Below are 20,813 nucleotides of genomic sequence, written 5' to 3' on the forward strand. Positions count from 1 at the left end.
CGCCGCTCCCTGAGCACCATGGATGCTGAAGCGCGTTCGGCATGACGGAGTGAAGAGGAACCCGTGCCGCGCACATCATGCGTCGATCGCTTCTTCATCCACCGCCGCCGCATTTTCCTGAATGAAGGCGAAGCGATGCGCGGGGTTGTTGCCCATCAGCCGGTCGACCAGGTCGCGCACGGCCGCGCGATCCTCGACATCGGGGGGCAGGGTGATGCGGATCATGCTGCGGGTCTTGGGATCCATGGTGGTTTCGCGCAGCTGCATCGGGTTCATTTCGCCAAGCCCCTTGAAGCGGCTGACCTCGACCTTCTTGCCCTTGAAATCGGAGGCCATCAGCGCCTCGCGATGCGCATCGTCCCTGGCATAGACGCTCTTGCCGCCCGAAACGATGCGGTAGAGCGGCGGCTGGGCGAGGTAGAGATGGCCGCGCCGCACCAGTTCGGGCATTTCCTGGAAGAAAAAGGTCATGAGCAGCGTCGCGATATGCGCGCCGTCGACATCGGCGTCGGTCATGATGACGATGCGTTCGTAGCGCAGGCTGTCAGGGTTGCAATCCTTGCGCGTGCCACAGCCGAGCGCCAGGATCATGTCGGCAATTTCCTGGTTCGCCAGTATCTTGGCGTTGTTCGCTGAGGCGACGTTGAGGATCTTGCCACGCAGCGGCAGGATCGCCTGGGTCTTGCGGTCGCGCGCCTGCTTGGCCGAGCCGCCGGCGCTGTCGCCTTCGACCAGGAAAATCTCCGTGCCTTCGGGGTCGTCGGTCGAACAGTCGGTTAGCTTGCCCGGCAGCCGCAGCTTGCGCGCGCTGGTCGCGGTCTTGCGCTTGACCTCCTTTTCCTGCTTGCGCTTGAGGCGTTCGTCCATGCGGTCGAGCACATAGGCGAGCAGCGCCTTGCCCCGGTCCATATTGTCCGACAGGAAATGGTCGAAATGGTCGCGCACCGCATTTTCGACGAGGCGCGCGGCTTCGGGGCTGGTCAGCCGATCCTTGGTCTGGCTCTGGAACTGGGGATCGCGGATGAAGACCGACAGCATGATCTCCGAAGAGGTCATGATATCCTCGGCGGTGATGTCCTTGGCCTTTTTCTGGCCGACCAGATCGGCAAAGGCGCGGATGCCCTTGACCAGCGCGGCGCGCATCCCGGCTTCATGGGTGCCGCCGTCGGGGGTGGGGATGGTGTTGCAATACCAGCTATAGCTGCCGTCCGACCATAGCGGCCAGGCGACCGCCCATTCGACCCGCCCGGCGGTGCCGGGAAAATCCTGGGAACCGGTGAAGAATTTGGAGGTGGCGCATTCGCGGGTCCCCACCTGTTCCTTCAGATGATCGGCAAGGCCGCCGGGAAACTGGAACACCGCTTCGGTCGGCGTGTCGTCCGTGATGAGTTCGGCCGCACATTTCCAGCGAATCTCGACGCCCGCGAACAGATAGGCCTTGGACCGGGCGAGGCGATGAAGCCGGGCGGGCTTGAACCTCTGTTCGCCGAAAATCTCCGTGTCGGGGATGAAGGTGACCGAGGTCCCCCGGCGATTGGGTGCGGCGCCCACCCGTTCGAGCGGAGCGAGCGGGAGGCCTTGCGAAAAACCCTGGCGGAACAGGTCCTTGTTGCGCGCGACTTCCACCACCGTACTGCTCGACAGGGCGTTGACGACGCTGATGCCCACGCCATGCAGGCCGCCGGACGTCGCATAGGCCTTGTCGCTGAACTTGCCGCCCGAATGGAGCGTGGTCATGATGACCTCCAGCGCCGACTTGCCCGGAAATTTGGGATGCGGGTCGACCGGGATGCCCCGGCCATTGTCGGTGATCGTCAGGCGATTGCCCGGCTCCAGCGTCACTTCGATCCGCGTCGCATGGCCAGCCACCGCTTCATCCATGCTGTTGTCGAGCACCTCGCTCGCGAGGTGATGCAATGCGCGCTCGTCGGTGCCGCCGATATACATGCCGGGACGACGGCGCACCGGCTCCAGCCCCTCCAGCACCTCGATGGCGGATGCGTCATAGCCGGTGGAAGGGGTTTGCGGGCTGGCGAAAAGGTCGTCGGGCATGGCCCAAGCTATAGGGTCGGCTGTGGCATATAGGCAACCTCAGGTTGAAAACTGCGGCCTCCACCCATCGCGAATGAAACAAAATCGCGCGGCCCATCGTTACCCGCCCGATTTACGTCACCATCCCAGGAGGAGAAGCCCATGAAATCACTCGCTCTCGCATCGTTCGGCGCGATCATTGCCCTGGCCAGCCCGGCCATGGCACAGGACGGCACGGACCATTTCAGCGGTCCCTATGTCGGCGCGTCGCTCGGCTATAACTGGCTGCCCAACAATACGGCCAATGACGTCGAAACGCTGGCATATGACACCAACGGCGACGGCAATTTCAACGACCAGCCGCGCAATGCCGTGACCGGCGCCAATGCGTTCGTGGGATATTGCGACGGCCGACCGCGCCAGCGCCCCAACGGCACGGTCGCCGACGGATGCACCAGCGACAGGGACGGCAAGTTCGCCTATTCGGGCATGCTCGGCTATGACATGCAGATGGGCAATGTCGTGATCGGCGCGGTGGTCGAGGGCGGCCAGTCCTATGGCAGCAACTATGTCACCGGGTTCAGCTCGACCCCGGCGAACTACACTTTTTCGCGCAGGCTCGACTGGGAAGCGGCGGCCCGCCTGCGCGCCGGTTTCGCGTTCGACCGCACGCTGGTCTATGCCACGGGCGGCCTCGCCTATGGCAAGTTCAAGAATAATTTCACCACGAACAACGGCGCAAACACCTTCACCGAAAGCAACCGGACGGAAGATGATTGGGGATACACCTTTGGCGGCGGCATCGAACATAAGGTCGACGACCATTTTTCGGTCGGCGTGCTGTATCGCTATACCCGGTTCAATCCGAACGATTATCGCGTGACCGTAGGCCAGGGCACGGCGCCCGCCGGCAATCCGTTCATCAACGGGCTGACCAACGGGTCGACGGTGATCATGCGGACCAACGAGCAATATACGACGCAGAGCGTCCGCTTCACGGCGGCATATCGCTTCTGACGAAATGCCGTCAGGCAGTGAAAGAAAAGGGCCGGAAGCAAAATGCTTCCGGCCCTTTCTTGTGAAATAACATCAACGCACGCGCGGACCGCCAAAGGGCAGGGGCGGCGGCGGGCGGCGGGTGCCGCGCGGCAATTGCGCCTGATAGGCGCGGCCGCAATGTTCGACGCAATAGGGGAAGCCCGGATTGACGGCGACGCCGCAAAAATGGAAATCCGCTTCGCCCGGATGGCCCATCGGCCATTTGCAGATCCGTTCGGTCAGGTCGAGCAGGCTGGTCTTGCCCGCCATTTCGGGGCTGGGCTTGGCCGGAACCAGCCGGCGCGGCGGCGCGGGCGGGATCGGCGCCTGCTGATCGCCGGGGCCCTGGCGCAGGAAGCCGCCGGGGCCGACCGACACGATGCGCGGCTGGGGCGGCGGGGCAGGGGCTTCGACCGGCGGGGCAGCCGTGGCGGCAGCGGTTGCGGCGACGGGTTCGGGCGCGGGGGGCGCGGGCCGTTGCGGCGCAGGCGTCGCCACCGGCGCGGCGGCGCGAACCGCTTCGGCCTCGGGCGCGGATGGCTTGCGCGGCGCGGCGGCAGCGGGTTTCTTGGCCGTGTCGTTCGCCTTCACCGGCGAGGGGCGCGATTGCAGCCCCAGCCGATGGGCCTTGCCGATCACGGCATTGCGGCTGACCCCGCCCAGTTCATCGGCAATCTGACTGGCGGTCAGGCCCTTTTCCCACATCGCCTTGAGCAGGTCGATACGCTCGTCGGTCCAGGACAATGAATGACTCCTCACAATCGCTAAGATGCACCCCTATATGGGGACGGGGCGGCGCGGGTTCAAATTCGCGACGACGCCCTTGCAGCATGAACCCCCAGCCGATAGTCGATCCCACCATGAACGACCAGTCCAAAATTGCGGCCACCAGCGCGGACCGCGCCTCATTTCCCGAACCGGGGGTCGCCATGATCCGCAACGTCAACTGGCCGGGCACCCGCGCGCTCTATGCCAAGGAAGTGCGCCGCTTCATGAAAGTGCAGTTGCAGACGATCTGGGCGCCGGCGGCGACGACGCTGATGTTCCTCATCATCTTCACCATTGCGCTGGGCGGCGGCGAAGGCGGGGCGGGCCGCCAGGTTCTGGGCGTGCCGTTCGCCGATTTCATCGCGCCGGGCCTGATGGTCATGGGCATGATGAACAGCAGCTTCGCCAACGCCAGCTTTTCGCTGCTGGTGGGCAAGATCCAGGGCACGCTGATCGACTATCTGATGCCGCCGATATCCACGGGCGAAATGCTGTTCGCGCTGGTTGCGGCATCGGTGACGCGGGCGTGCGCCGTGGGCGGAGCGTTGTGGATCGCCATGGCGCTGTGGCCGGGCGTGCATGTCGCGCCGGCCCATCTGTGGGCGATCGTGTGGTTCGGGATGGCCGGGTCGACCTTCGTCGCGTTCATCGGCGTGCTGACGTCGATCTGGGCGGACAAGTTCGATCATGCCGCCGCCGTCACCAATTTCGTCATCGGGCCGATGACGCTGTTGTCGGGCACATTCTATTCGATCGACCGGCTGTCGCCATTTTTCCAGACGATCAGCCATGCCAACCCGTTCTTCTACGCGATTTCGGGTTTTCGCTACGGCTTCGTCGCGGCGGCGGATACCGATGTGGCGACGGGCAGCCTGGTGCTGCTGACGCTCAACGTCGCGCTGGCGATCCTGTGCTATGCGCTGTTGCGCCGGGGCTGGAAGATCAAGGCCTGACCGTTCTCAGGTCAGTCCCGCGACCACCGGTACGACCAGCATCAGCAGGGTCAGCATGCCCGCCGCCAGCAACCAGTGGCGCAGGCGCGGGCGATCCGCACCCATGATCAGCCGGCGCTGCCCGCGCCGCCGACGCGGGTCAGCGCAAAGCCTGCCGCTGCCGCTTCGGCCGGCGGATAGATGTTGCGCAGGTCGACCAGCACCGGCTGCGCCATCGACTGGGCAAGGCGCTTCAAGTCGAGCGCACGGAAAATATCCCATTCGGTGACCAGCACCAGCGCGTCGGCGCCCTGCGCCGCGGCATAGGCGTCGCTTGCCATGGTTACGCCCGCCATCATCGGCGCGGCGACGGCCATGCCTTCGGGATCATAGGCGACGACGTTCGCGCCCGCATCCTCCAGCGCCTGGACGATCGCCAGGCTGGGGGCGTCGCGCATGTCGTCGGTATTGGGCTTGAAGGTCAGGCCAAGCAGCGCGACCGTCCTGCCGCGCGCGTCGCCGCCCATCGCCTTGACGATCTTGCGCCCCATCGCCCGCTTGCGCAGGTCATTGACCTGCACCACCGTTTCGACGATTCGCAGCGGCGCGTCATAATCCTGCCCGGTCTTGACCAGCGCCAGCGTATCCTTGGGAAAGCAGGAGCCGCCATAGCCGGGACCGGCATGGAGGAATTTGGAGCCGATGCGGTTGTCGAGGCCGATGCCGCGCGACACTTCCTGCACCTCCGCGCCGACCGCTTCGCACAGGTCCGCCAGTTCGTTGATGAAGGTGATCTTGGTCGCCAGAAACGCATTGGCGGCATATTTGATCAGCTCGGCGGTGCGCCGCCCGGTGAACAGCAACGGCGCCTGGTTGAGGTAGAGCGGCCGATAGATTTGCCGCATCACCGCCATCGCGCGTTCATCCTCGGTGCCAACGACGATGCGGTCGGGCCGCTTGAAATCGCCGATTGCCGCGCCTTCGCGCAGGAATTCAGGGTTGGATACGACGGCGATGTCGATGTCGGGGCGCGCATGCCGCACGATTCGTTCGACTTCGTCGCCGGTGCCGACCGGCACGGTCGATTTGGTGACGATCACCGCCGGGCCGGCCAGCGCGCCCGCAATCTCCGTCGCGGCGGCATAGACGTAGGACAGGTCGGCATGGCCGTCGCCACGACGCGAAGGCGTGCCGACCGCGATGAAGATGGCGTCCGCGCCCTGCACCCCTTGGGCCAGATCGGTGGTGAAGGTCAGGCGCCCTGCGGCGGCATTGTTGCCCACGAGCTGGTCAAGCCCCGGTTCGAAGATCGGTATCCGTCCCGATTCGATTGCCGCGATCTTGCCCGCATCCTTGTCCACACAGACCACGTCATGGCCGAAATCGGCAAAGCAGGCCCCCGACACCAGGCCAACATAACCTGTGCCGATCATCGTGATCTTCATAACGTTCGTAATGCCTTTGCGCGGATGAAGCCGGGATCGAGCCTCTAGCATAGCCGCATAAGGTTGCAAAAGCGTGCGTAAAGCATGTTCGGGCGTGCGATCGTTCAGGGCATCGTTACCATTTGCTGGCATGTCGGCGGGCAAGAGCGGCAGAAACGAAGGATGACGATGAAGGTTGCGCTGGTGTTCGGGACGCGGCCCGAAGCGATCAAGATGTTCCCTGTCGTCCATGCGCTGCGCGCGCGGGCGGGGGTCGACGCACGCGTCATCGTGACCGCCCAGCATCGCGGCCTGCTCGACCAGGTGCTCAACATGGCCGGGATCGTCCCCGATATCGACCTTGACGTCATGACGCCCGACCAGACGCTCGACGGCCTGACCGCGACGCTGATCGTCGAACTGGGCAAGGCGTTCGACGCCGAACGGCCCGACCGCATCGTCGTCCACGGCGACACGCTGACCACCATGGTCGCGAGCCTTGCCGCCTATTATCGCAAGATTCCGGTCGCCCATGTCGAGGCGGGGCTGCGCAGCGGCGACATCCACCACCCATGGCCCGAAGAGGTCAACCGCCGCGTCGTCGCGTGCATCGCCGACATGAATTTCGCGCCGACGCAGGGGGCGGCCGATGCGCTGCTCGCCGAAAGCCGGGACGCGGCGGGCATCCATGTCACCGGCAACACCGTGATCGACGCGCTGTTGGCGACGCGCGACCGGGTTCGGGCCGACGCCTCGCTGGCGAGCGGGCTTGACGATCTCGCCGCGCGCTTTGCCGGCAAGCGGATCATCGCCGTCACCAGCCACAGGCGCGAAAATTTCGGCGGCGGCATGGAATCGATCGCCCGGTCGATCGCCGACATCGCCGCGCGGCCCGATGTCGCCGTGATCTTTCCGGTCCATCCCAACCCCAATGTCCGCCCGGTCATGGATGCGGTGCTGGGCGGGTTGCCGAACGTCGCGATGATCGACCCGCTCGACTATCCCCATTTCGTGCGGCTGCTCGACATGTGCCACCTGGTGCTGACCGACAGCGGCGGCGTGCAGGAAGAGGCGCCCTCGCTCGGCAAGCCGGTGCTGGTGATGCGCGAAACCACCGAGCGGCCCGAAGGCGTGGCGGCGGGGACGGCGAAGCTGGTCGGCGCGGACAGGGCGCGGATCGTCGCTAAGACGCTGGCGCTGCTGGACGATGACGCGGCCTATGCGGCGATGGCGCGGGCGCACAACCCCTTCGGCGACGGCAAGGCGGCGGAGCGGATCGCCGATATCATCGCGGCGGGCTAGGGCGATTACGAGGGATTAGTCGGGGAGGCGTTCGAAGCCAGGCCGCATGCGAAACATGGGTCCCCGCCTGCGCGGGGACGACGGGGATTACAGCTCGGCGTCCATCAGCTTGGGAAAGAAGCCTTCGTGCGCGGCGCGCAGGTCGGTGAGGGGAACGCCGGCAACGGCAGATCCGCCGACCGTGCCGATGCGGACCGCATGTGCAGGGGCGCTGCCTGCTGGGCCGGTCAGGACGTATCGGCCCTGATCTTCGCCAAAAGCCTTGGCCGCATCCAGCGACGCGGTCAGTTCGCAGCCGATATTGCCGGCCAGAGCCATTTCGGCGAGCGCGACGATCAACCCGCCATCGCTGATGTCATGCACGGCGGTGACGGCGCCCGCCGCCACCAGGGCGCGAACGGCATCTGCATTGGCGCGTTCGGCGGCCAGGTCGACCCTGGGCGCATCGCCGGCTTCGCGGCCCGCGATTTCGCGCAGCCAGATCGACTGGCCAAGATGCGTGCCTTCGCCGCCGATCAGCCAGATGGCGTCGCCTTCATTCCTGAAGGCAACCGTCGCCATCCTGTCCACGTCGGCCAGCAAGCCGATGCCGCCGATTGCCGGGGTCGGCAGAATCGCGCTGCCGCCGCCGGTCGCCTTGCTCTCATTGTAAAGCGACACGTTGCCGCTCACGATCGGGAAGTCGAGCGCGCGGCAGGCGTCGCCCATGCCTTCGAGGCAGCCGGTCAGCTGGGCCATGATTTCGGGCCGCTGGGGATTGGCGAAGTTGAGGCAGTTGGTGACGGCGAGCGGGGTCGCGCCGACGGCGCTCAGGTTGCGATAACATTCGGCGATCGCCTGCTTGCCGCCTTCATAGGGGTCGGCATAGCAATAGCGCGGGGTGCAATCGGTGCTGATCGCCAGTCCCCTGCTCGATCCATGGACCCGGACCACCGCCGCGTCGCCGCCGGGGCGCTGGACGGTGTCGGCGCCGACCATGTGATCATATTGTTCCCAGATCCAGCGGCGGCTGGCGATGTCGGGGCTGCCCATCAGCTTGATGAGGTCCGCGCCAATATCGGTCGATTGGGGGATGTCGCCCAGCGGCGCGACATTGGCCCATGCCCGGTAATCATCCCTGCTGGCGGCGGGTCGATCATAGAGCGGGGCATCGTCGGCAAGCGGGGCGAGGGGAATGTCGCACACGGTTTCGCCATGGTGGACGAGGACCATGCGGCCTGTATCGGTGACTTCGCCGATCACCGCGAAATCCAGTTCCCATTTATGGAAAATGGCCTCGGCAAAGGCTTCGCGGCCGGGCTTGAGAACCATCAACATGCGCTCCTGCGATTCGGAGAGCATCATTTCATAGGCGGTCATGCCGCTTTCGCGCTGGGGCACGGCGTCCATGTTGAGGAGGAGGCCGACGCCGCCCTTGGACGCCATCTCGACGCTGGAGGAGGTCAGGCCCGCCGCGCCCATATCCTGAATCGCGACGATCGCGTCGGACGCCATGAGTTCCAGGCACGCCTCGATCAGCAGCTTTTCGGTGAAGGGATCTCCGACCTGAACCGTGGGGCGCTTGGCGTCGCTGTCCTCGCCGAAATCGGCGCTGGCCATGGTCGCGCCATGGATGCCGTCGCGGCCGGTCTTTGATCCGACATAGACGATGGAGTTGCCAACGCCCGACGCCGCCGAATAGAAAATCTTGTCGGTGTCGGCGATGCCCACGGTCATGGCATTGACCAGGATGTTGCCGTCATAGGCGGGGTGGAAATTCACCTCGCCGCCCACGGTCGGCACGCCGACGCAATTGCCATAGCCGCCGATGCCGCGCACCACGCCGCTGATCAGGTGGCGCATCCTGGGGTGATCGGGCCGGCCAAAGCGCAGTGCGTTCATATTGGCGATGGGACGCGCGCCCATGGTGAACACGTCGCGCAAAATGCCGCCGACGCCGGTTGCCGCACCCTGATAGGGTTCGATATAGCTGGGGTGGTTGTGGCTTTCCATCTTGAAGATCGCCGCCTGCCCGTCACCGATATCGACGACGCCGGCATTTTCGCCGGGGCCGCAAATGACCTGCGGACCGGTGGTCGGCAGCTTCATCAGGTGGATCTTGGAGGATTTATACGAACAATGTTCCGACCACATGACCGAAAATATGCCCAATTCCGTCAAGTTCGGCTCTCGCCCCAAGGCGTGCAGGACGCGGTCATATTCTTCCGTGGAAAGGCCGTGCTCGGCGACGATTTCCGGGGTGATGGGGCTGGTGGTGCTGGACATGCCCGCGCCTTTAGCGAGGCGGCTCGATTTGGGCAATGATCACGTCGATGCGGATATCCTGATCATGCAAGCGGGTTAGACTTTCCCCGTCCGTCGAGGTCCGGCATAGATGCACGCCATGAATCCGCTTCTTGCCGCTGTCCTGCTCCTGTCAACCAGCCTTGCGGCAGGGGGGCAGTTGCTATTTCGGCACGGCGCGCGCGGCAGAATTGAACTGGTCGATTTCGTCAGTTGGACCGTTGTGAGCGGTCTGTTTTGCTACGGATTGAGCACCTTGCTTTGGATATGGGCGCTTTCGCGCGCGTCGCTGGTGACAGTCTATCCCTTCACCATGCTGACTTTCGCTTTCGTCTATCTCGGCTCGGCATTGCTGCTGAAGGAACAGATGCCGCCGCAGGCGATCCTGGGCGCATTGTTGATCGCTGCCGGACTGTTCGCCATCGTGCAGAGCGCGGCGGCGAACTGAGCGCCGCCGCGCCGATCCTCATCGCTTGTTAACCATCCTTCGGCATGTCGGCTGGGCGGGCGAGGGCGTCCGGGAGCAATGCGAATGCAGATGAAGCCGTGCGCCGAATTCAAATCGATCAGCCTGGTCATTCCGGTCTATAACGAGGAAGCGGTGCTGCAACGCCTGTTCGGGCGGCTGGACCGCCTGATGGATCAGATAGAAGGCCCGGTCGAAGTGCTGATGGTGGACGATGGCAGCCGGGATTCATCGGCGGCCATGATCTGCGCCAAGGCAGCCACGGACGCTCGCTATCGCTATATCGGCCTGTCGCGAAATTTCGGGCATCAGAGCGCGATCACGGCAGGCATGGAGCTGGCTGGCGGTAGCGCTGTGATTGTGATGGATGCCGATCTTCAGGATCCGCCGGAACTGGTTCATGATCTGATCGATCAATGGCAGCAGGGTTTCGACATCGTCCATGCCCGCAGGCGGTCACGTCAAGGTGAAACCCGCTTCAAAAGACTATCGGCAAATCTGTTCTACCGATTGCTCAACCGTTTGTCCGACATAGATATTCCCGTCGACGTCGGCGATTTTCGGTTGATCGATCGTCGGGCGATAGAAACGTTCAGGGCTATGCCCGAACAGGATCGCTACGTCAGGGGCATGTTCGGCTGGATGGGCTATCGGCAGACAATCGTCGAATTCATGCGCGACGAGCGGGCCGCGGGCAAGACCAAATATTCGCTGTTCAAAATGCTCCGTCTTGCGCTGGACGGGATCATCGGGTTTTCGGACGCGCCTTTGCGATGGGCGTTATGGGCGGGCGCGGGCGTATCGCTCGCCGCGATTCTCTACGGAACTTATGTTTTGACGATTGCTCTTCTGGGCGTGCGGCTGGTCAGCGGCTGGGCTTCGCTCGCAGTGCTGACATCGCTGCTGTCGGGGCTCAATCTGTTGATGATCGGCACCGTGGGTCTCTATGTTGGCAGGATACACCGGGAAACCAAGGGTCGGCCGCTTTACATCGTGGCGCGTGATACCGGTCGGCCCTTCGCTTCTACACGTGCGGACGATCCAGTCAGCGTCGCCGACGCGTCGCCGCACGCGCGCTTGTGGCCATGACGTCGAAGGTCAGGCGAGAGGAGACGATCGCCGTTGCTCGAACCAGTTTGATCGCGGTCGGCGGCCTGCTGGCTTACCAGCTTATTTTCAACATCGCTGCCGCTTGCCTTGGCTGGCCACGACCCTTCGCCAATTTTCTGTGCTGCCAAGGGGATTATTTTGCCGACTATTTCAAGTTCGTCCTGTCCTATCCTGGCGGCAGCGCCGTGGAACTGCCCGATTGGTGGATCGTGCGCGAACAGATCGCCCCGTACCTGATCGATAATCCCTATCGCGGGGCGCAAGGGCTGGGAGGGCCGTATATTACCCATCTGCATGTGCCCCCTTTGTCGACGCTATATTCGCTGGCCAACCTGTGGGCGATGCGATGGGTCGATCCGCTGCTGCTGTTCTGCATCCAGCTGATCGGTATCCTGTGCTATTGGTGGCATATCGTGCATGGCGCGGTCGCCGTTAGGCGCGCGGCGCTGCTGTGGTTCATATTCGGGCTGATCAGCTATCCAGCACTCATGATGGTGGCTCGAGGCAATTTATTCGCGGCTTTCGCCGGCCTCGCCATCATTCATGCACTGGCGTTGGCCTTGCAGGGACGGGGACGCGTCGCCGGCGCGCTTCTGCTGGCTGTTGCCATCAATATCCGCCCCAATGCCGCAATTTTTGCGCTCATTTTCCTGTTGCTGCATTGGCCAAGGCGCAATCAGGCGATGCTCGTGGGGGCGACCGCCACGATGGGCCTCTTCACGGTATGCATGTTTCTGTCGGGCTGGATTTATCCCGACTATGATTTGCCGCATTTTTTCGGTGGGCTCCAAAATTATTACCAGAGATATGTCGTCGAAGGCGGGGGCGTCGCGTACGGATCTTCGTTGTCCGGCGCATTGGCATTCTTGTTTTCGCATCGACCAGGGCTGGATCGATTGGCTCTGCTTCTGTCGGTTGCGCCCTTTCTGATCGTTCTGGCTGAACATGTTCGCCATCGAGTCGATCCGGCGATCCTGCTGTTCGCGAGCTGTGCGACCTATGCCCTCGCTTCCACCGTTTTCGCCGATTACCATCTGCTACCATTCCTGCTGGTCCCGATCGCAATCACGCTGGCGCCGGCCAACGATGGCGCCATGCTACCCCGACGCGAATTTGACCGGACGGTCGCGCTCGTGGCATCGCTGCTCGTACTCAGCCCCAAAAACTATCTTTTCGACGGCGTTTTGTCCTGGCAGGTCATGCTCAATCCGGCGATACTCCTGACGGCGATGCTCCTTTTATGCGGGTCGGCGCTTTTCCAGTTCCGCGTCGGTCGGCACGCCATGGAAAAAGGGCCGGGCGTCGTGTGACGTCCGGCCCCGGAACAGGAAAGACGGTAGGGATCAGGCCTTGCAGCTCAGGGCCGGCTTGCCTGCGACGGCGGCGGTGATCTGCTTGCCGTTGCCGGTCACTTCATAACCGCCCTCGGCGGTGAAGGGCTTGCCGGGTTCGGCGGCGGTCAGGCGGGTCGGCGTGCCCGACTTTTCGGTCCGCAGCAGCGCCGTCTTGTCATCGCTCATGAAGTCGATGAACAGCAGGCTGTTGTCCTTGCAGCGATACTGGAAGCTGTTCTTGACCGAAGGCGGCAGTTCGACCGCGGCGGCGTTCGCCAGTTCCTTGGCCATCGGGTCGGCGGGGCCGCCCACGACTTCGGGTTCGTCATTGGAAGAGCCGCAGGCGGACAAGAGGCCGAGCGATGCGGCGGCGAGCATGGGGAGACAATATTTCATAGCGGTCCTTCTATGTGCATGTGCAGCATGACGCGTCAATGGTTAACTGCGCCTGACTTTGCCTTGCGGCGTGCCATCAGCGTGTGACGATCCTGTGTCGCACAATCCGCCGTACGCCGCGCGTCCCGGCTTGACCGGGGCAGCCACCGGGGCCAATGCAGGCATTAATGACCGACCAACCGACACCCAGCGCCGATGGTGCCGCTCCCGATCTGGCCACCCTGTCGTTCGAGGATGCGCTGCGCGCGCTCGAAACCATCGTGCGGCGGCTGGAAAGCGGCGATGTGCCGCTCGATGAATCGATCAGCCTCTATGCGGAGGGCGAAGCGCTGCGCAAGCAATGCGCCCAGCGGCTGGCGGATGCCGAGGCGCGGATCGCCAAGCTGACCATCGACGCCAGCGGCGCGATCAGCGGCACGCAGCCGTTCGGCGTGGACTGAGGCGCATGAAGGGACAAGGCACGGCAAGCGCGCTGGTAGGCAAGCGTGCCGGGGCCACCGCGGCGGCGATCGACCGTGCCTTTGCCGACCTGTTGCCGCTTCCCGACGACCCGCGCCGCCGCCTGTATGAAGCGATGCGTCATGCGGCGATGGGCGGCGGCAAGCGGCTGCGCCCCCTGCTGGTCGAAGCGACCGCCGAATTGTTCAACATCGCGGAGGAATCGGCGTTGCGCGTCGGCCTCGCGGTCGAATGCATCCACGTCTATTCGCTGGTGCATGACGACCTACCCGCGATGGACGATGACGACATGCGCCGGGGCAAGCCGACCGTTCACAAGGCGTTCGACGAAGCCACCGCGATCCTGGCCGGCGATTGCCTGCACGACCTGGCGTTCGAGATATTGGTGGACGAAGCGACCCATGGCGACCCGTTCGTCCGATGCGACCTGGTCCGCGCGCTGGCCGCCGCCAGCGGCCCGGCGGGCATGGCCGGCGGGCAGATGATGGACCTGGAAGCAGGAAAGGCGAGCTTCGACCTGGCCACCGTCACGCGGCTGCAACAGCTCAAGACCGGCGCGCTGATCGGCTTTTGCATCGAGGCGGGCGCGATCCTGGCGCGGATCCCGCCCGAGGCGCGCACCGGCCTGCACGGCTATGCCCGCGATATCGGCCTTGCCTTCCAGATCGCCGACGACCTGCTGGACGTGGAGGGGGACGCCGCGCTCGCGGGCAAGGCGCTGGGCAAGGATGCGGACGCGGGCAAGGAAACATTCGTGTCGCTGCTCGGGGCGGAGCGCGCACGCGAACAGGCGCTGCTGCTGGTCGACCAGGCCAAGGCGCACCTGCACGGCTTTGGCGCGGAAGCGGACCTGTTGCGCGCGATCGCCGACTATATCGTGGAGAGGGACCGCTGATCATGGGGGAAGTCAAGGCGCGCATAGGTGTCTATCCAGGCACGTTCGATCCGATAACGCTCGGCCATATGGACATCATCCGGCGCGGCGCGAAGCTGGTCGACAAGCTGGTGATCGGGGTCACCACCAACATCGCCAAATCGCCGATGTTCAGCGATGAAGAGCGGCTGGAGATGGTAAGGCGCGAATGCGCCGGGATCGACGCCGAGATCGTCGTCACCGGCTTCAATTCGCTGTTGATGGATTTTGCCGAGGCGCAGGGGGCCAGCATCATCGTTCGCGGCCTGCGCGCGGTCGCCGACTTCGAATATGAATATCAGATGGCGGGCATGAACCAGCAGATCAACGGCCGGGTCGAAACCGTCTTCCTGATGGCGGACGTGTGCCTGCAACCGATCGCCAGCCGGCTGGTCAAGGAAATCGCCCTGTATGGCGGGCCGATCGACAAGTTCGTCGGGCCTATGGTGCGCGATGAAGTCGTGGCGCGGGTCGAGAAACTGGGCCGCAAGGGCGGTTGACCGCGCCGCTCATCCCCGGTTCAGTTGCCAATCGCGAAGAGCACGCTATCAGGGCATTCCGCTTGTCGGACGACATTTGGTAAAAGGCGATCAGTTTATGGGTTTGACTTCGGCGCTGAAGGCTTTGGCGATCGGTTGCGCGATGATGGCCGCGGCCGGGCCGGCGATGGCCCAGGGCGGCAAGGGCGAAGACCTTAAAAAGGCAGAAGCCGCCGCGCGCGCCGAGGAAACGGCCAAGGCGCTGAGCGGCGACACCGCTGCCAAGCTGCCGCCCGCCACCGTGCCGATCGACCCCGCCAATGTGTGGGACCTGGACCTGTCGACCGGCGGGCGCGTGCGCATCCAGTTGCGTCCCGACGTCGCGCCCGCGCATGTCGACCGGATCAAGGAACTGACGCGCCAGGGATTTTACAATGGCCTGAAATTCCATCGTGTCATCCCCGGTTTCATGGCGCAGGGCGGCGACCCCAAGGGCGATGGCACCGGCGGTTCGCCGCTGCCCGACCTCAAGGCCGAATTCAACCAGTTGCCGCATCTGCGCGGCACGCTGTCGATGGCGCGCGCGGCGGGCGAGGACAGTGCTAACAGCCAGTTCTTCATCGTGCTGTTGCCGCGTATGCAGCTCGACAAGAAATATACCGTGCTGGGCCGGGTGATCGAAGGCATGGCCTATGTCGATGCCATCGCGCCGGGTGAGCCGCCAGCCAACCCGACGACCATCGTGCGCGCGTCGATCGAATCGGACGGCGTGGCCGGCATCGTCCCGCCGGTCGCCGACTCTGCGCCCGTCGCGGAACCCGCGCCGGCGCCCGAATCCGCGCCGGCGCAATAGGACCCGATCCCCGGCGACGGGGCCGCCGTCATGCGCGTTGACCTGTTCGATTTCGACCTGCCGCCCGAGCGGATCGCGTTGCGCCCCGCGTCGCCGCGCGATAGCGCACGGTTGCTGCTGGTCGCGGGCGATGCGCAGCTTGAGGACCGCATCGTCAGCGATCTGCCGTCGCTGCTGCGCGCCGGCGATTGCCTGATATTCAACGACACCCGCGTCATCCCCGCCCAGCTTGAGGGCCGGCGCGGCGACGCGCGCATCGGCGCAACGCTGCACAAGCGGCTTTCGCTGCGCGAATGGCAGGCGTTCCTGCGCAACGCCAAGCGGGTGCGCGCAGGCGACCGCATCGATTTCGGCGCCGACGTGACGGCCATTGCCGGACCGCGCGACGACGAGGGCGGCGTCACGCTGCGTTTCGAAGGCGACGAGCCGGTCGAACTGCTGTTGGAGCGGGCAGGGCGGATGCCGCTGCCGCCCTATATCGCCAGCAAGCGCGCGACCGACGCGCGCGACCGCACCGATTACCAGACGATGTTCGCGCGCGAGGACGGCGCGGTCGCCGCGCCCACCGCCGCGCTGCACTTCACGCCCGGACTGATCGCCGCGCTCGACGCGGCGGGCATCGGGCGCGAAACGCTGACGCTGCATGTCGGCGCGGGCACATTCCTGCCGGTCAAGGCCGAAGACACCGACGCGCACCGGATGCACGCCGAATGGGGCCGGATCGGATCGGCCGCCGCCGCGCGCCTCAACGCCGTGCGCGCCAATGGCGGCCGCCTGATCGCGGTCGGCACCACCAGCCTGCGCCTGCTCGAAAGCGCGGCGCGGGAGGATGGCGTCATCCAGCCGTTCGAGGACGAAACCCGCATCTTCATCACGCCCGGCTACCGCTTTCGCGCCATCGACGGGCTGATGACCAATTTTCACCTGCCCAAATCGACCCTGTTCATGCTGGTCAGCGCGCTGATGGGCACGGAAAAGATGCAGGCGGTCTACGCGCATGCGATCGCGCAGGATTATCGCTTCTACAGCTATGGCGATTCCTCGCTGCTGCTGCCCTGACGCGCCGTCCACCCACTGGCCTTTTGCTCCCGCACACTCTACATGCGCGCCGATGATGAGCCGCTTTTCCAAGATGCATGGGCTGGGCAACGACTTCGTGGTGATCGACGCGCGCGATGGCGCGGTCGAACTCACCAGCGGCCAGGTGCGGGCAATTGCCGATCGCCATGCCGGCATCGGCTGCGACCAGCTCATCCTGATCGGTCCTTCGGATCGCGCCGATGTGTCGATGCGGATTTTCAACGCCGACGGCAGCGAGGTCGAGGCGTGCGGCAACGCCACCCGCTGCGTGCCGCTGTTCGTCGGGCGCGACGTGCTGATCGAAACCCGCGCGGGGCTGCTCGACGCCAGGGCGGTCGATGGCGGGGCGAGCGTCGACATGGGCGCGCCGCGCTTTGGCTGGGACGAGATTCCGCTCGCCTATGCCATGGATACGCTGACGCTGCCGGTGGGTTGGGAAGATCTGCCCGCACCCGCCGCGGTCAATGTCGGCAACCCGCATGTCATCTTTTTCTGCGACGATCTGGATGGCTTCGACGCCGGGCGCCTTGGCCCGATGATCGAGCAGGACGCATTGTTCCCCGCGCGCGTGAACGTCAATTTCGCGCAGATCCTGGGGGACCATCATATCCGCCTGATCGTCTGGGAGCGCGGCGCGGGCCTTACGCGCGCCTGCGGCACCGGGGCATGCGCCACCGCGGTCGCCGCCGTCCGCCGGGGCCTGGTGGCCGGTCCCGTCACCGTCAGCCTGCCCGGAGGCGACCTGCTGATCGACTGGACGCCCGGCGGCCCCATCCGCATGACCGGCCCCGCCACCCATGTGTTCGATGGCGAGGCCGACTGGGCGCGCTTCTGACGATGCCGCCCGAGATCATCACCCTGGGCTGTCGCCTCAACATCGCCGAAAGCGCGGCGATCCGCGAGATGACGATGGACGCGCACGACCTGATCGTCGTCAACAGCTGCGCCGTCACCGCGCAGGCCGTGCGCCAGACCCGCCAGGCGATCCGCCGCGCGCGCCGCGCCCGGCCGGAGGCGCGCATCATGGTGACGGGCTGCGCCGCCCAGACCGACCCCGCCATGTTCGCGGAGATGCCCGAAGTCGATGCCGTGATCGGCAATCGCGAGAAGATGGAAGCGGCCTCCTACGGCGGCGAGGCGCGCGTGCGCGTCGCCGACATCATGGCCGTCCGGGACACAGCGCCCCACATGGCGAGCGCCTTTGCCGATCATGCCCGCGCCTTTGTCGAGGTGCAAAATGGCTGCGACCATCGCTGCACCTTCTGCGTCATTCCCTATGGCCGGGGCAACAGCCGATCGGTGCCCGCAGGAGCGGTGGTGGACAAGGTGCGTGAACTGGTCGATGCGGGGTATCGCGAGGTCGTGCTGACCGGCGTCGACGTCACCAGCTATGGTCCCGATCTGCCCGGCCAGCCCAGCCTGGGCCTGCTGATCCAACGCATATTGAAGGGCGCGCCCGCCCTGCCGCGCCTGCGCCTGTCATCGCTCGACAGTGTCGAGATCGATGAGCGGATGTTCGACCTGATCGCCCACGAACCGCGCCTGATGCCGCATCTGCACCTGTCGCTCCAGTCGGGCGACGACATGATCCTCAAGCGGATGATGCGCCGCCACACCCGCGCCGACGCGGTGCGGATCGTCGAGCGGTTGCGAGCGGCGCGCCCGGACATCAGCATCGGCGCGGACATCATCGCCGGCTTTCCGACCGAGGACGAGGCGATGTTCGCGCGCAGCGTGGCGCTGGTCGCCGACTGCGCGATCGTCCACGGCCATGTCTTTCCCTATTCGCCGCGTGCCGGCACGCCCGCCGCGCGCATGCCGCAGGTCGACAGTGCGACGATCAAGGCCCGCGCCGCCCGCCTGCGTGCCGCCTGCGAAGCGAGCCGTGCCGCCTGGCTCGCCAGCCTGATTGGCACCGTCCAGTCGGTGCTGGTCGAACGCGACGGCATGAACGGCCATGCCGAAAATTTCGCGCCCGTGCGCTTTGCCGCGCCGCAGCGCGCGTCAACCATCGCCTCCGCCCGCATCACGGGCCTTGAGAATGGCACGCTGATCGCGCAAGAGGCTGGCCATGAGTGAAATCTCCTGGCGCGACCGCCTGTTCGGCGGGCTTCGGCGCACATCCGACAAATTGGGCGAAAACCTGACCGGCCTGTTCGGCAAGGCCGCGCTCGACGACCAGACGCTGGACGAGATCGAGGAGGCGTTGATCGTCAGCGACCTTGGCCCCGCCATGGCCGCGCGCATCCGCCAGCGCCTGGCCGAAGGGCGGTTCAACAAGGAACTGACCGAGGAATATCTGCGCGAGATCATCGCCGAGGAGATCGAAAAGACGCTCGCCCCGGTCGCCCGCCCGCTGGAGATCGAAGCCTTTCCCCGGCCCCAGGTGATATTGGTGATCGGCGTCAACGGCTCTGGCAAGACGACGACCATCGCCAAGCTCGCCCATAATTTCCTGGAACAGGATTATGGCGTGATGCTGGCGGCGGGCGACACATTCCGCGCCGCCGCCATCGGCCAGCTCAAGATCTGGGCCGAGCGGCTGGGCGTGCCGATCGTGTCGGGCAAGGAAGGGGGCGATGCCGCCGGCATCGTCTATGAGGCGGTCAAGCAGGCGACCGCCACCGGCATCGACGTGCTGATCGTCGATACCGCCGGGCGCTTGCAGAACCGCACCGAATTGATGGACGAGCTTGCCAAGATCCGCCGCGTGCTTGGGCGATTGAACCCGGCGGCCCCGCACGACGTTGTGCTGGTGCTGGATGCCACCACGGGACAGAATGGCTTGTCGCAGATCGAAGTGTTCAAGGATGTCGCGCAGGTCACCGGCCTTGTCATGACCAAGCTGGACGGCACCGCGCGCGGCGGCGTGCTGGTCGCGGCGGCGGAAAAATACCGCCTGCCGATCCACGCCATCGGCGTTGGCGAAAAGATCGAGGACCTGCGCCCCTTCGACGCGGGCGACATGGCCCGCGCCATCGCCGGAACCGCTTATGCGCGCTGATGCCCGTCGGCCCGCTGTTCCCCGACGCGCGGGCAAGACGGAGTGAACATGGCGCAAACCAAACCCGCCCATAACGGCACGCTCAGCCTGGCGCTCGATTTCGGGCCGCTGCTGGCGTTCTTCCTGTCCTATAAATTCCTTGGCATGATCGCGGGGACCGCGGTGTTCATGGCGGCCATCGCCGTTGCCGTCATCGTGTCGAAAGTGAAGCTTGGCAAGGTGTCGCCGATGCTGTGGCTTTCGGCCATGCTGGTGCTGTTCTTCGGCAGCCTGACCATCTATTTCCGCGACGAAAAATTCATCCAGCTCAAGCCCACGATCATCTACAGCTTCTTCGCGCTGATGCTGTTCGCCGGGCTGCTGCGCGGCAAGTCTTTGCTCAAATATCTGTTGCAGGCCGCCTATGACGGGCTGACCGATGAAGGCTGGCGCAAGCTGTCGCGCAACTGGGCGGTGTTTTTTCTGTTCATGGCCATCGCCAACGAAGCCATGCGCGCCACGATGACCTTCGACACCTGGCTTGCGATCAAGGTGTGGGGTGTAACGATCGTGTCGGTCCTTTTCGCCGCGGCCAATATCCCGATGCTGATGCGTCACGGGCTAGACATCGGCGCAAAGCTCGACAGCGAGGAAATCGGCGAAACCACGCCGCCGCAGGGGTAGGGGGCAAGGCGCGGTCAGGGGCTGTAAAAGGGGCAGCGTTGAGCCACGGCGCGCTTCGCCATTGTCAGCGGCTCGCCTGTCGTTTGCGATAGGCGCCAACTTGCCGTTGGCTTTGGTTCTGACGATAGAATATCATAATAGTCTCAGGAGAATTGGATGACCTGCGAGCCCGACAGTCGGCTGGTCCCGGTCAATGGCATGGTTGCTGATTTGGCACGCATGGCCGGTCAGGCGCCGCCGCGGATGGCAATGCCGCACCGGCTGATGCGAACAGCCTT

20 protein-coding genes are annotated in these 20,813 nt (G+C 64.9%); 15 read left to right on the forward strand and 5 right to left on the reverse strand.

The genetic code is table 11. The annotated features are described in order from the left end of the window. Window positions 1-75 precede the first annotated feature (75 nt). Window positions 76-2,052 (reverse strand): DNA topoisomerase IV subunit B, encoded by a 1,977-nt coding sequence (gene parE, locus WG908_RS13535; RefSeq protein ID WP_340187123.1) that lies wholly within the window; start codon window positions 2,050-2,052, stop codon window positions 76-78. A 141-nt stretch (window positions 2,053-2,193) separates the two neighbouring features. Here parE and WG908_RS13540 point away from each other — a divergent pair, with 141 nt between their 5' ends. Then, window positions 2,194-3,048, forward strand: coding sequence for an outer membrane protein (locus WG908_RS13540; protein ID WP_340187124.1), 855 nt, complete (start codon window positions 2,194-2,196; stop codon window positions 3,046-3,048). A 72-nt stretch (window positions 3,049-3,120) separates the two neighbouring features. Here WG908_RS13540 and WG908_RS13545 read toward each other — a convergent pair whose 3' ends face one another. Continuing rightward, window positions 3,121-3,813, reverse strand: a complete 693-nt coding sequence (locus WG908_RS13545; protein WP_340187125.1) for a GcrA family cell cycle regulator — start codon at window positions 3,811-3,813, stop codon at window positions 3,121-3,123. A 116-nt stretch (window positions 3,814-3,929) separates the two neighbouring features. Between WG908_RS13545 and WG908_RS13550 the strand changes: the two genes are divergently transcribed. Beyond that, entirely contained in the window at window positions 3,930-4,790 is an 861-nt protein-coding gene (locus WG908_RS13550; RefSeq protein WP_340187126.1) for an ABC transporter permease, read from the forward strand. 107 nt (window positions 4,791-4,897) lie between these two features. Here WG908_RS13550 and WG908_RS13555 read toward each other — a convergent pair whose 3' ends face one another. Continuing rightward, complete coding sequence (locus WG908_RS13555; RefSeq protein WP_340187127.1) at window positions 4,898-6,214, reverse strand: UDP-glucose dehydrogenase family protein; 1,317 nt, start codon at window positions 6,212-6,214, stop codon at window positions 4,898-4,900. 168 nt (window positions 6,215-6,382) lie between these two features. On the opposite strand from WG908_RS13555, the gene wecB reads away from it, so the two are divergent. After that, window positions 6,383-7,495: a non-hydrolyzing UDP-N-acetylglucosamine 2-epimerase gene (wecB, locus tag WG908_RS13560; protein ID WP_340187181.1), complete on the forward strand. Its 1,113-nt coding sequence runs from the start codon at window positions 6,383-6,385 to the stop codon at window positions 7,493-7,495. A gap of 87 nt (window positions 7,496-7,582) precedes the next feature. On the opposite strand, the gene purL is transcribed toward wecB, so the two are convergent. Beyond that, window positions 7,583-9,760: a phosphoribosylformylglycinamidine synthase subunit PurL gene (purL, locus tag WG908_RS13565; protein WP_340187128.1), complete on the reverse strand. Its 2,178-nt coding sequence runs from the start codon at window positions 9,758-9,760 to the stop codon at window positions 7,583-7,585. Between the two features lie 118 nt (window positions 9,761-9,878). Here purL and WG908_RS13570 point away from each other — a divergent pair, with 118 nt between their 5' ends. From WG908_RS13570 to WG908_RS13580, 3 genes are all read left to right on the forward strand, one after another. Further along, entirely contained in the window at window positions 9,879-10,226 is a 348-nt protein-coding gene (locus WG908_RS13570) for an EamA family transporter (protein ID WP_340187129.1), read from the forward strand. Window positions 10,227-10,310: 84 nt separating this feature from the next. Next, window positions 10,311-11,333 carry a glycosyltransferase family 2 protein gene (locus WG908_RS13575; RefSeq protein ID WP_340187130.1) on the forward strand — a complete coding sequence of 341 codons (1,023 nt, stop codon included), beginning with the start codon at window positions 10,311-10,313 and terminating at the stop codon, window positions 11,331-11,333. Further along, a complete protein-coding gene (locus WG908_RS13580) occupies window positions 11,330-12,664 on the forward strand; it encodes a hypothetical protein (protein WP_340187131.1) in 1,335 nt (444 codons plus the stop codon). Before WG908_RS13575 ends, WG908_RS13580 begins: the two co-directional genes overlap by 4 nt. 33 nt (window positions 12,665-12,697) lie before the next feature. Here the strand turns inward: WG908_RS13580 and WG908_RS13585 are convergent, their stop codons facing one another. Continuing rightward, the gene (locus tag WG908_RS13585) at window positions 12,698-13,084 is read right to left on the reverse strand and encodes a hypothetical protein (protein WP_340187132.1); all 387 of its coding nucleotides are present in this window, start codon (window positions 13,082-13,084) and stop codon (window positions 12,698-12,700) included. A 167-nt stretch (window positions 13,085-13,251) separates the two neighbouring features. Between WG908_RS13585 and WG908_RS13590 the strand changes: the two genes are divergently transcribed. The 9 genes from WG908_RS13590 to ispZ all read left to right on the forward strand — a co-directional run bounded on the left by WG908_RS13590 (window position 13,252) and on the right by ispZ (window position 20,535). Beyond that, window positions 13,252-13,524 carry an exodeoxyribonuclease VII small subunit gene (locus WG908_RS13590; RefSeq protein ID WP_340187133.1) on the forward strand — a complete coding sequence of 91 codons (273 nt, stop codon included), beginning with the start codon at window positions 13,252-13,254 and terminating at the stop codon, window positions 13,522-13,524. Window positions 13,525-13,529: 5 nt separating this feature from the next. Beyond that, window positions 13,530-14,438: a polyprenyl synthetase family protein gene (locus tag WG908_RS13595; RefSeq protein WP_340187134.1), complete on the forward strand. Its 909-nt coding sequence runs from the start codon at window positions 13,530-13,532 to the stop codon at window positions 14,436-14,438. Window positions 14,439-14,440: 2 nt separating this feature from the next. Continuing rightward, window positions 14,441-14,956, forward strand: coding sequence for a pantetheine-phosphate adenylyltransferase (gene coaD, locus WG908_RS13600; RefSeq protein WP_340187135.1), 516 nt, complete (start codon window positions 14,441-14,443; stop codon window positions 14,954-14,956). A gap of 97 nt (window positions 14,957-15,053) precedes the next feature. After that, entirely contained in the window at window positions 15,054-15,788 is a 735-nt protein-coding gene (locus tag WG908_RS13605; RefSeq protein WP_340187136.1) for a peptidylprolyl isomerase, read from the forward strand. A gap of 30 nt (window positions 15,789-15,818) precedes the next feature. Beyond that, window positions 15,819-16,847, forward strand: coding sequence for a tRNA preQ1(34) S-adenosylmethionine ribosyltransferase-isomerase QueA (gene queA / locus WG908_RS13610; protein WP_340187137.1), 1,029 nt, complete (start codon window positions 15,819-15,821; stop codon window positions 16,845-16,847). 52 nt (window positions 16,848-16,899) lie between these two features. Beyond that, complete coding sequence (gene dapF, locus WG908_RS13615) at window positions 16,900-17,703, forward strand: diaminopimelate epimerase (protein WP_340187138.1); 804 nt, start codon at window positions 16,900-16,902, stop codon at window positions 17,701-17,703. A gap of 2 nt (window positions 17,704-17,705) precedes the next feature. Continuing rightward, entirely contained in the window at window positions 17,706-18,947 is a 1,242-nt protein-coding gene (gene mtaB, locus WG908_RS13620; RefSeq protein ID WP_340187139.1) for a tRNA (N(6)-L-threonylcarbamoyladenosine(37)-C(2))-methylthiotransferase MtaB, read from the forward strand. Further along, window positions 18,940-19,872: a signal recognition particle-docking protein FtsY gene (gene ftsY, locus WG908_RS13625; RefSeq protein WP_340187140.1), complete on the forward strand. Its 933-nt coding sequence runs from the start codon at window positions 18,940-18,942 to the stop codon at window positions 19,870-19,872. The genes mtaB and ftsY overlap by 8 nt, the downstream gene beginning before the upstream one ends. A 48-nt stretch (window positions 19,873-19,920) precedes the next feature. Further along, complete coding sequence (gene ispZ, locus WG908_RS13630) at window positions 19,921-20,535, forward strand: septation protein IspZ (RefSeq protein WP_340187141.1); 615 nt, start codon at window positions 19,921-19,923, stop codon at window positions 20,533-20,535. Window positions 20,536-20,813 lie beyond the last annotated feature (278 nt).

It is taken from the genome of Sphingobium anseongense, from assembly GCF_037725245.1.
Classification (GTDB): domain Bacteria; phylum Pseudomonadota; class Alphaproteobacteria; order Sphingomonadales; family Sphingomonadaceae; genus Sphingobium.

What these genes read in the sequence shown, in the direction of transcription:
- parE (WP_340187123.1), bottom strand. Translation starts at nt 2,052, where the DNA reads ATGCCCGACGACCTTTTCGCCAGCCCGCAAACCCCTTCCACCGGCTAT.
- WG908_RS13540 (WP_340187124.1), top strand. Translation starts at nt 2,194, where the DNA reads ATGAAATCACTCGCTCTCGCATCGTTCGGCGCGATCATTGCCCTGGCC.
- WG908_RS13550 (WP_340187126.1), top strand. Translation starts at nt 3,930, where the DNA reads ATGAACGACCAGTCCAAAATTGCGGCCACCAGCGCGGACCGCGCCTCA.
- WG908_RS13555 (WP_340187127.1), bottom strand. Translation starts at nt 6,214, where the DNA reads ATGAAGATCACGATGATCGGCACAGGTTATGTTGGCCTGGTGTCGGGG.
- wecB (WP_340187181.1), top strand. Translation starts at nt 6,383, where the DNA reads ATGAAGGTTGCGCTGGTGTTCGGGACGCGGCCCGAAGCGATCAAGATG.
- purL (WP_340187128.1), bottom strand. Translation starts at nt 9,760, where the DNA reads ATGTCCAGCACCACCAGCCCCATCACCCCGGAAATCGTCGCCGAGCAC.
- WG908_RS13570 (WP_340187129.1), top strand. Translation starts at nt 9,879, where the DNA reads ATGAATCCGCTTCTTGCCGCTGTCCTGCTCCTGTCAACCAGCCTTGCG.
- WG908_RS13575 (WP_340187130.1), top strand. Translation starts at nt 10,311, where the DNA reads ATGCAGATGAAGCCGTGCGCCGAATTCAAATCGATCAGCCTGGTCATT.
- WG908_RS13580 (WP_340187131.1), top strand. Translation starts at nt 11,330, where the DNA reads ATGACGTCGAAGGTCAGGCGAGAGGAGACGATCGCCGTTGCTCGAACC.
- WG908_RS13585 (WP_340187132.1), bottom strand. Translation starts at nt 13,084, where the DNA reads ATGAAATATTGTCTCCCCATGCTCGCCGCCGCATCGCTCGGCCTCTTG.
- WG908_RS13590 (WP_340187133.1), top strand. Translation starts at nt 13,252, where the DNA reads ATGACCGACCAACCGACACCCAGCGCCGATGGTGCCGCTCCCGATCTG.
- WG908_RS13595 (WP_340187134.1), top strand. Translation starts at nt 13,530, where the DNA reads ATGAAGGGACAAGGCACGGCAAGCGCGCTGGTAGGCAAGCGTGCCGGG.
- coaD (WP_340187135.1), top strand. Translation starts at nt 14,441, where the DNA reads ATGGGGGAAGTCAAGGCGCGCATAGGTGTCTATCCAGGCACGTTCGAT.
- WG908_RS13605 (WP_340187136.1), top strand. Translation starts at nt 15,054, where the DNA reads ATGGGTTTGACTTCGGCGCTGAAGGCTTTGGCGATCGGTTGCGCGATG.
- queA (WP_340187137.1), top strand. Translation starts at nt 15,819, where the DNA reads ATGCGCGTTGACCTGTTCGATTTCGACCTGCCGCCCGAGCGGATCGCG.
- dapF (WP_340187138.1), top strand. Translation starts at nt 16,900, where the DNA reads ATGATGAGCCGCTTTTCCAAGATGCATGGGCTGGGCAACGACTTCGTG.
- mtaB (WP_340187139.1), top strand. Translation starts at nt 17,706, where the DNA reads ATGCCGCCCGAGATCATCACCCTGGGCTGTCGCCTCAACATCGCCGAA.
- ftsY (WP_340187140.1), top strand. Translation starts at nt 18,940, where the DNA reads ATGAGTGAAATCTCCTGGCGCGACCGCCTGTTCGGCGGGCTTCGGCGC.
- ispZ (WP_340187141.1), top strand. Translation starts at nt 19,921, where the DNA reads ATGGCGCAAACCAAACCCGCCCATAACGGCACGCTCAGCCTGGCGCTC.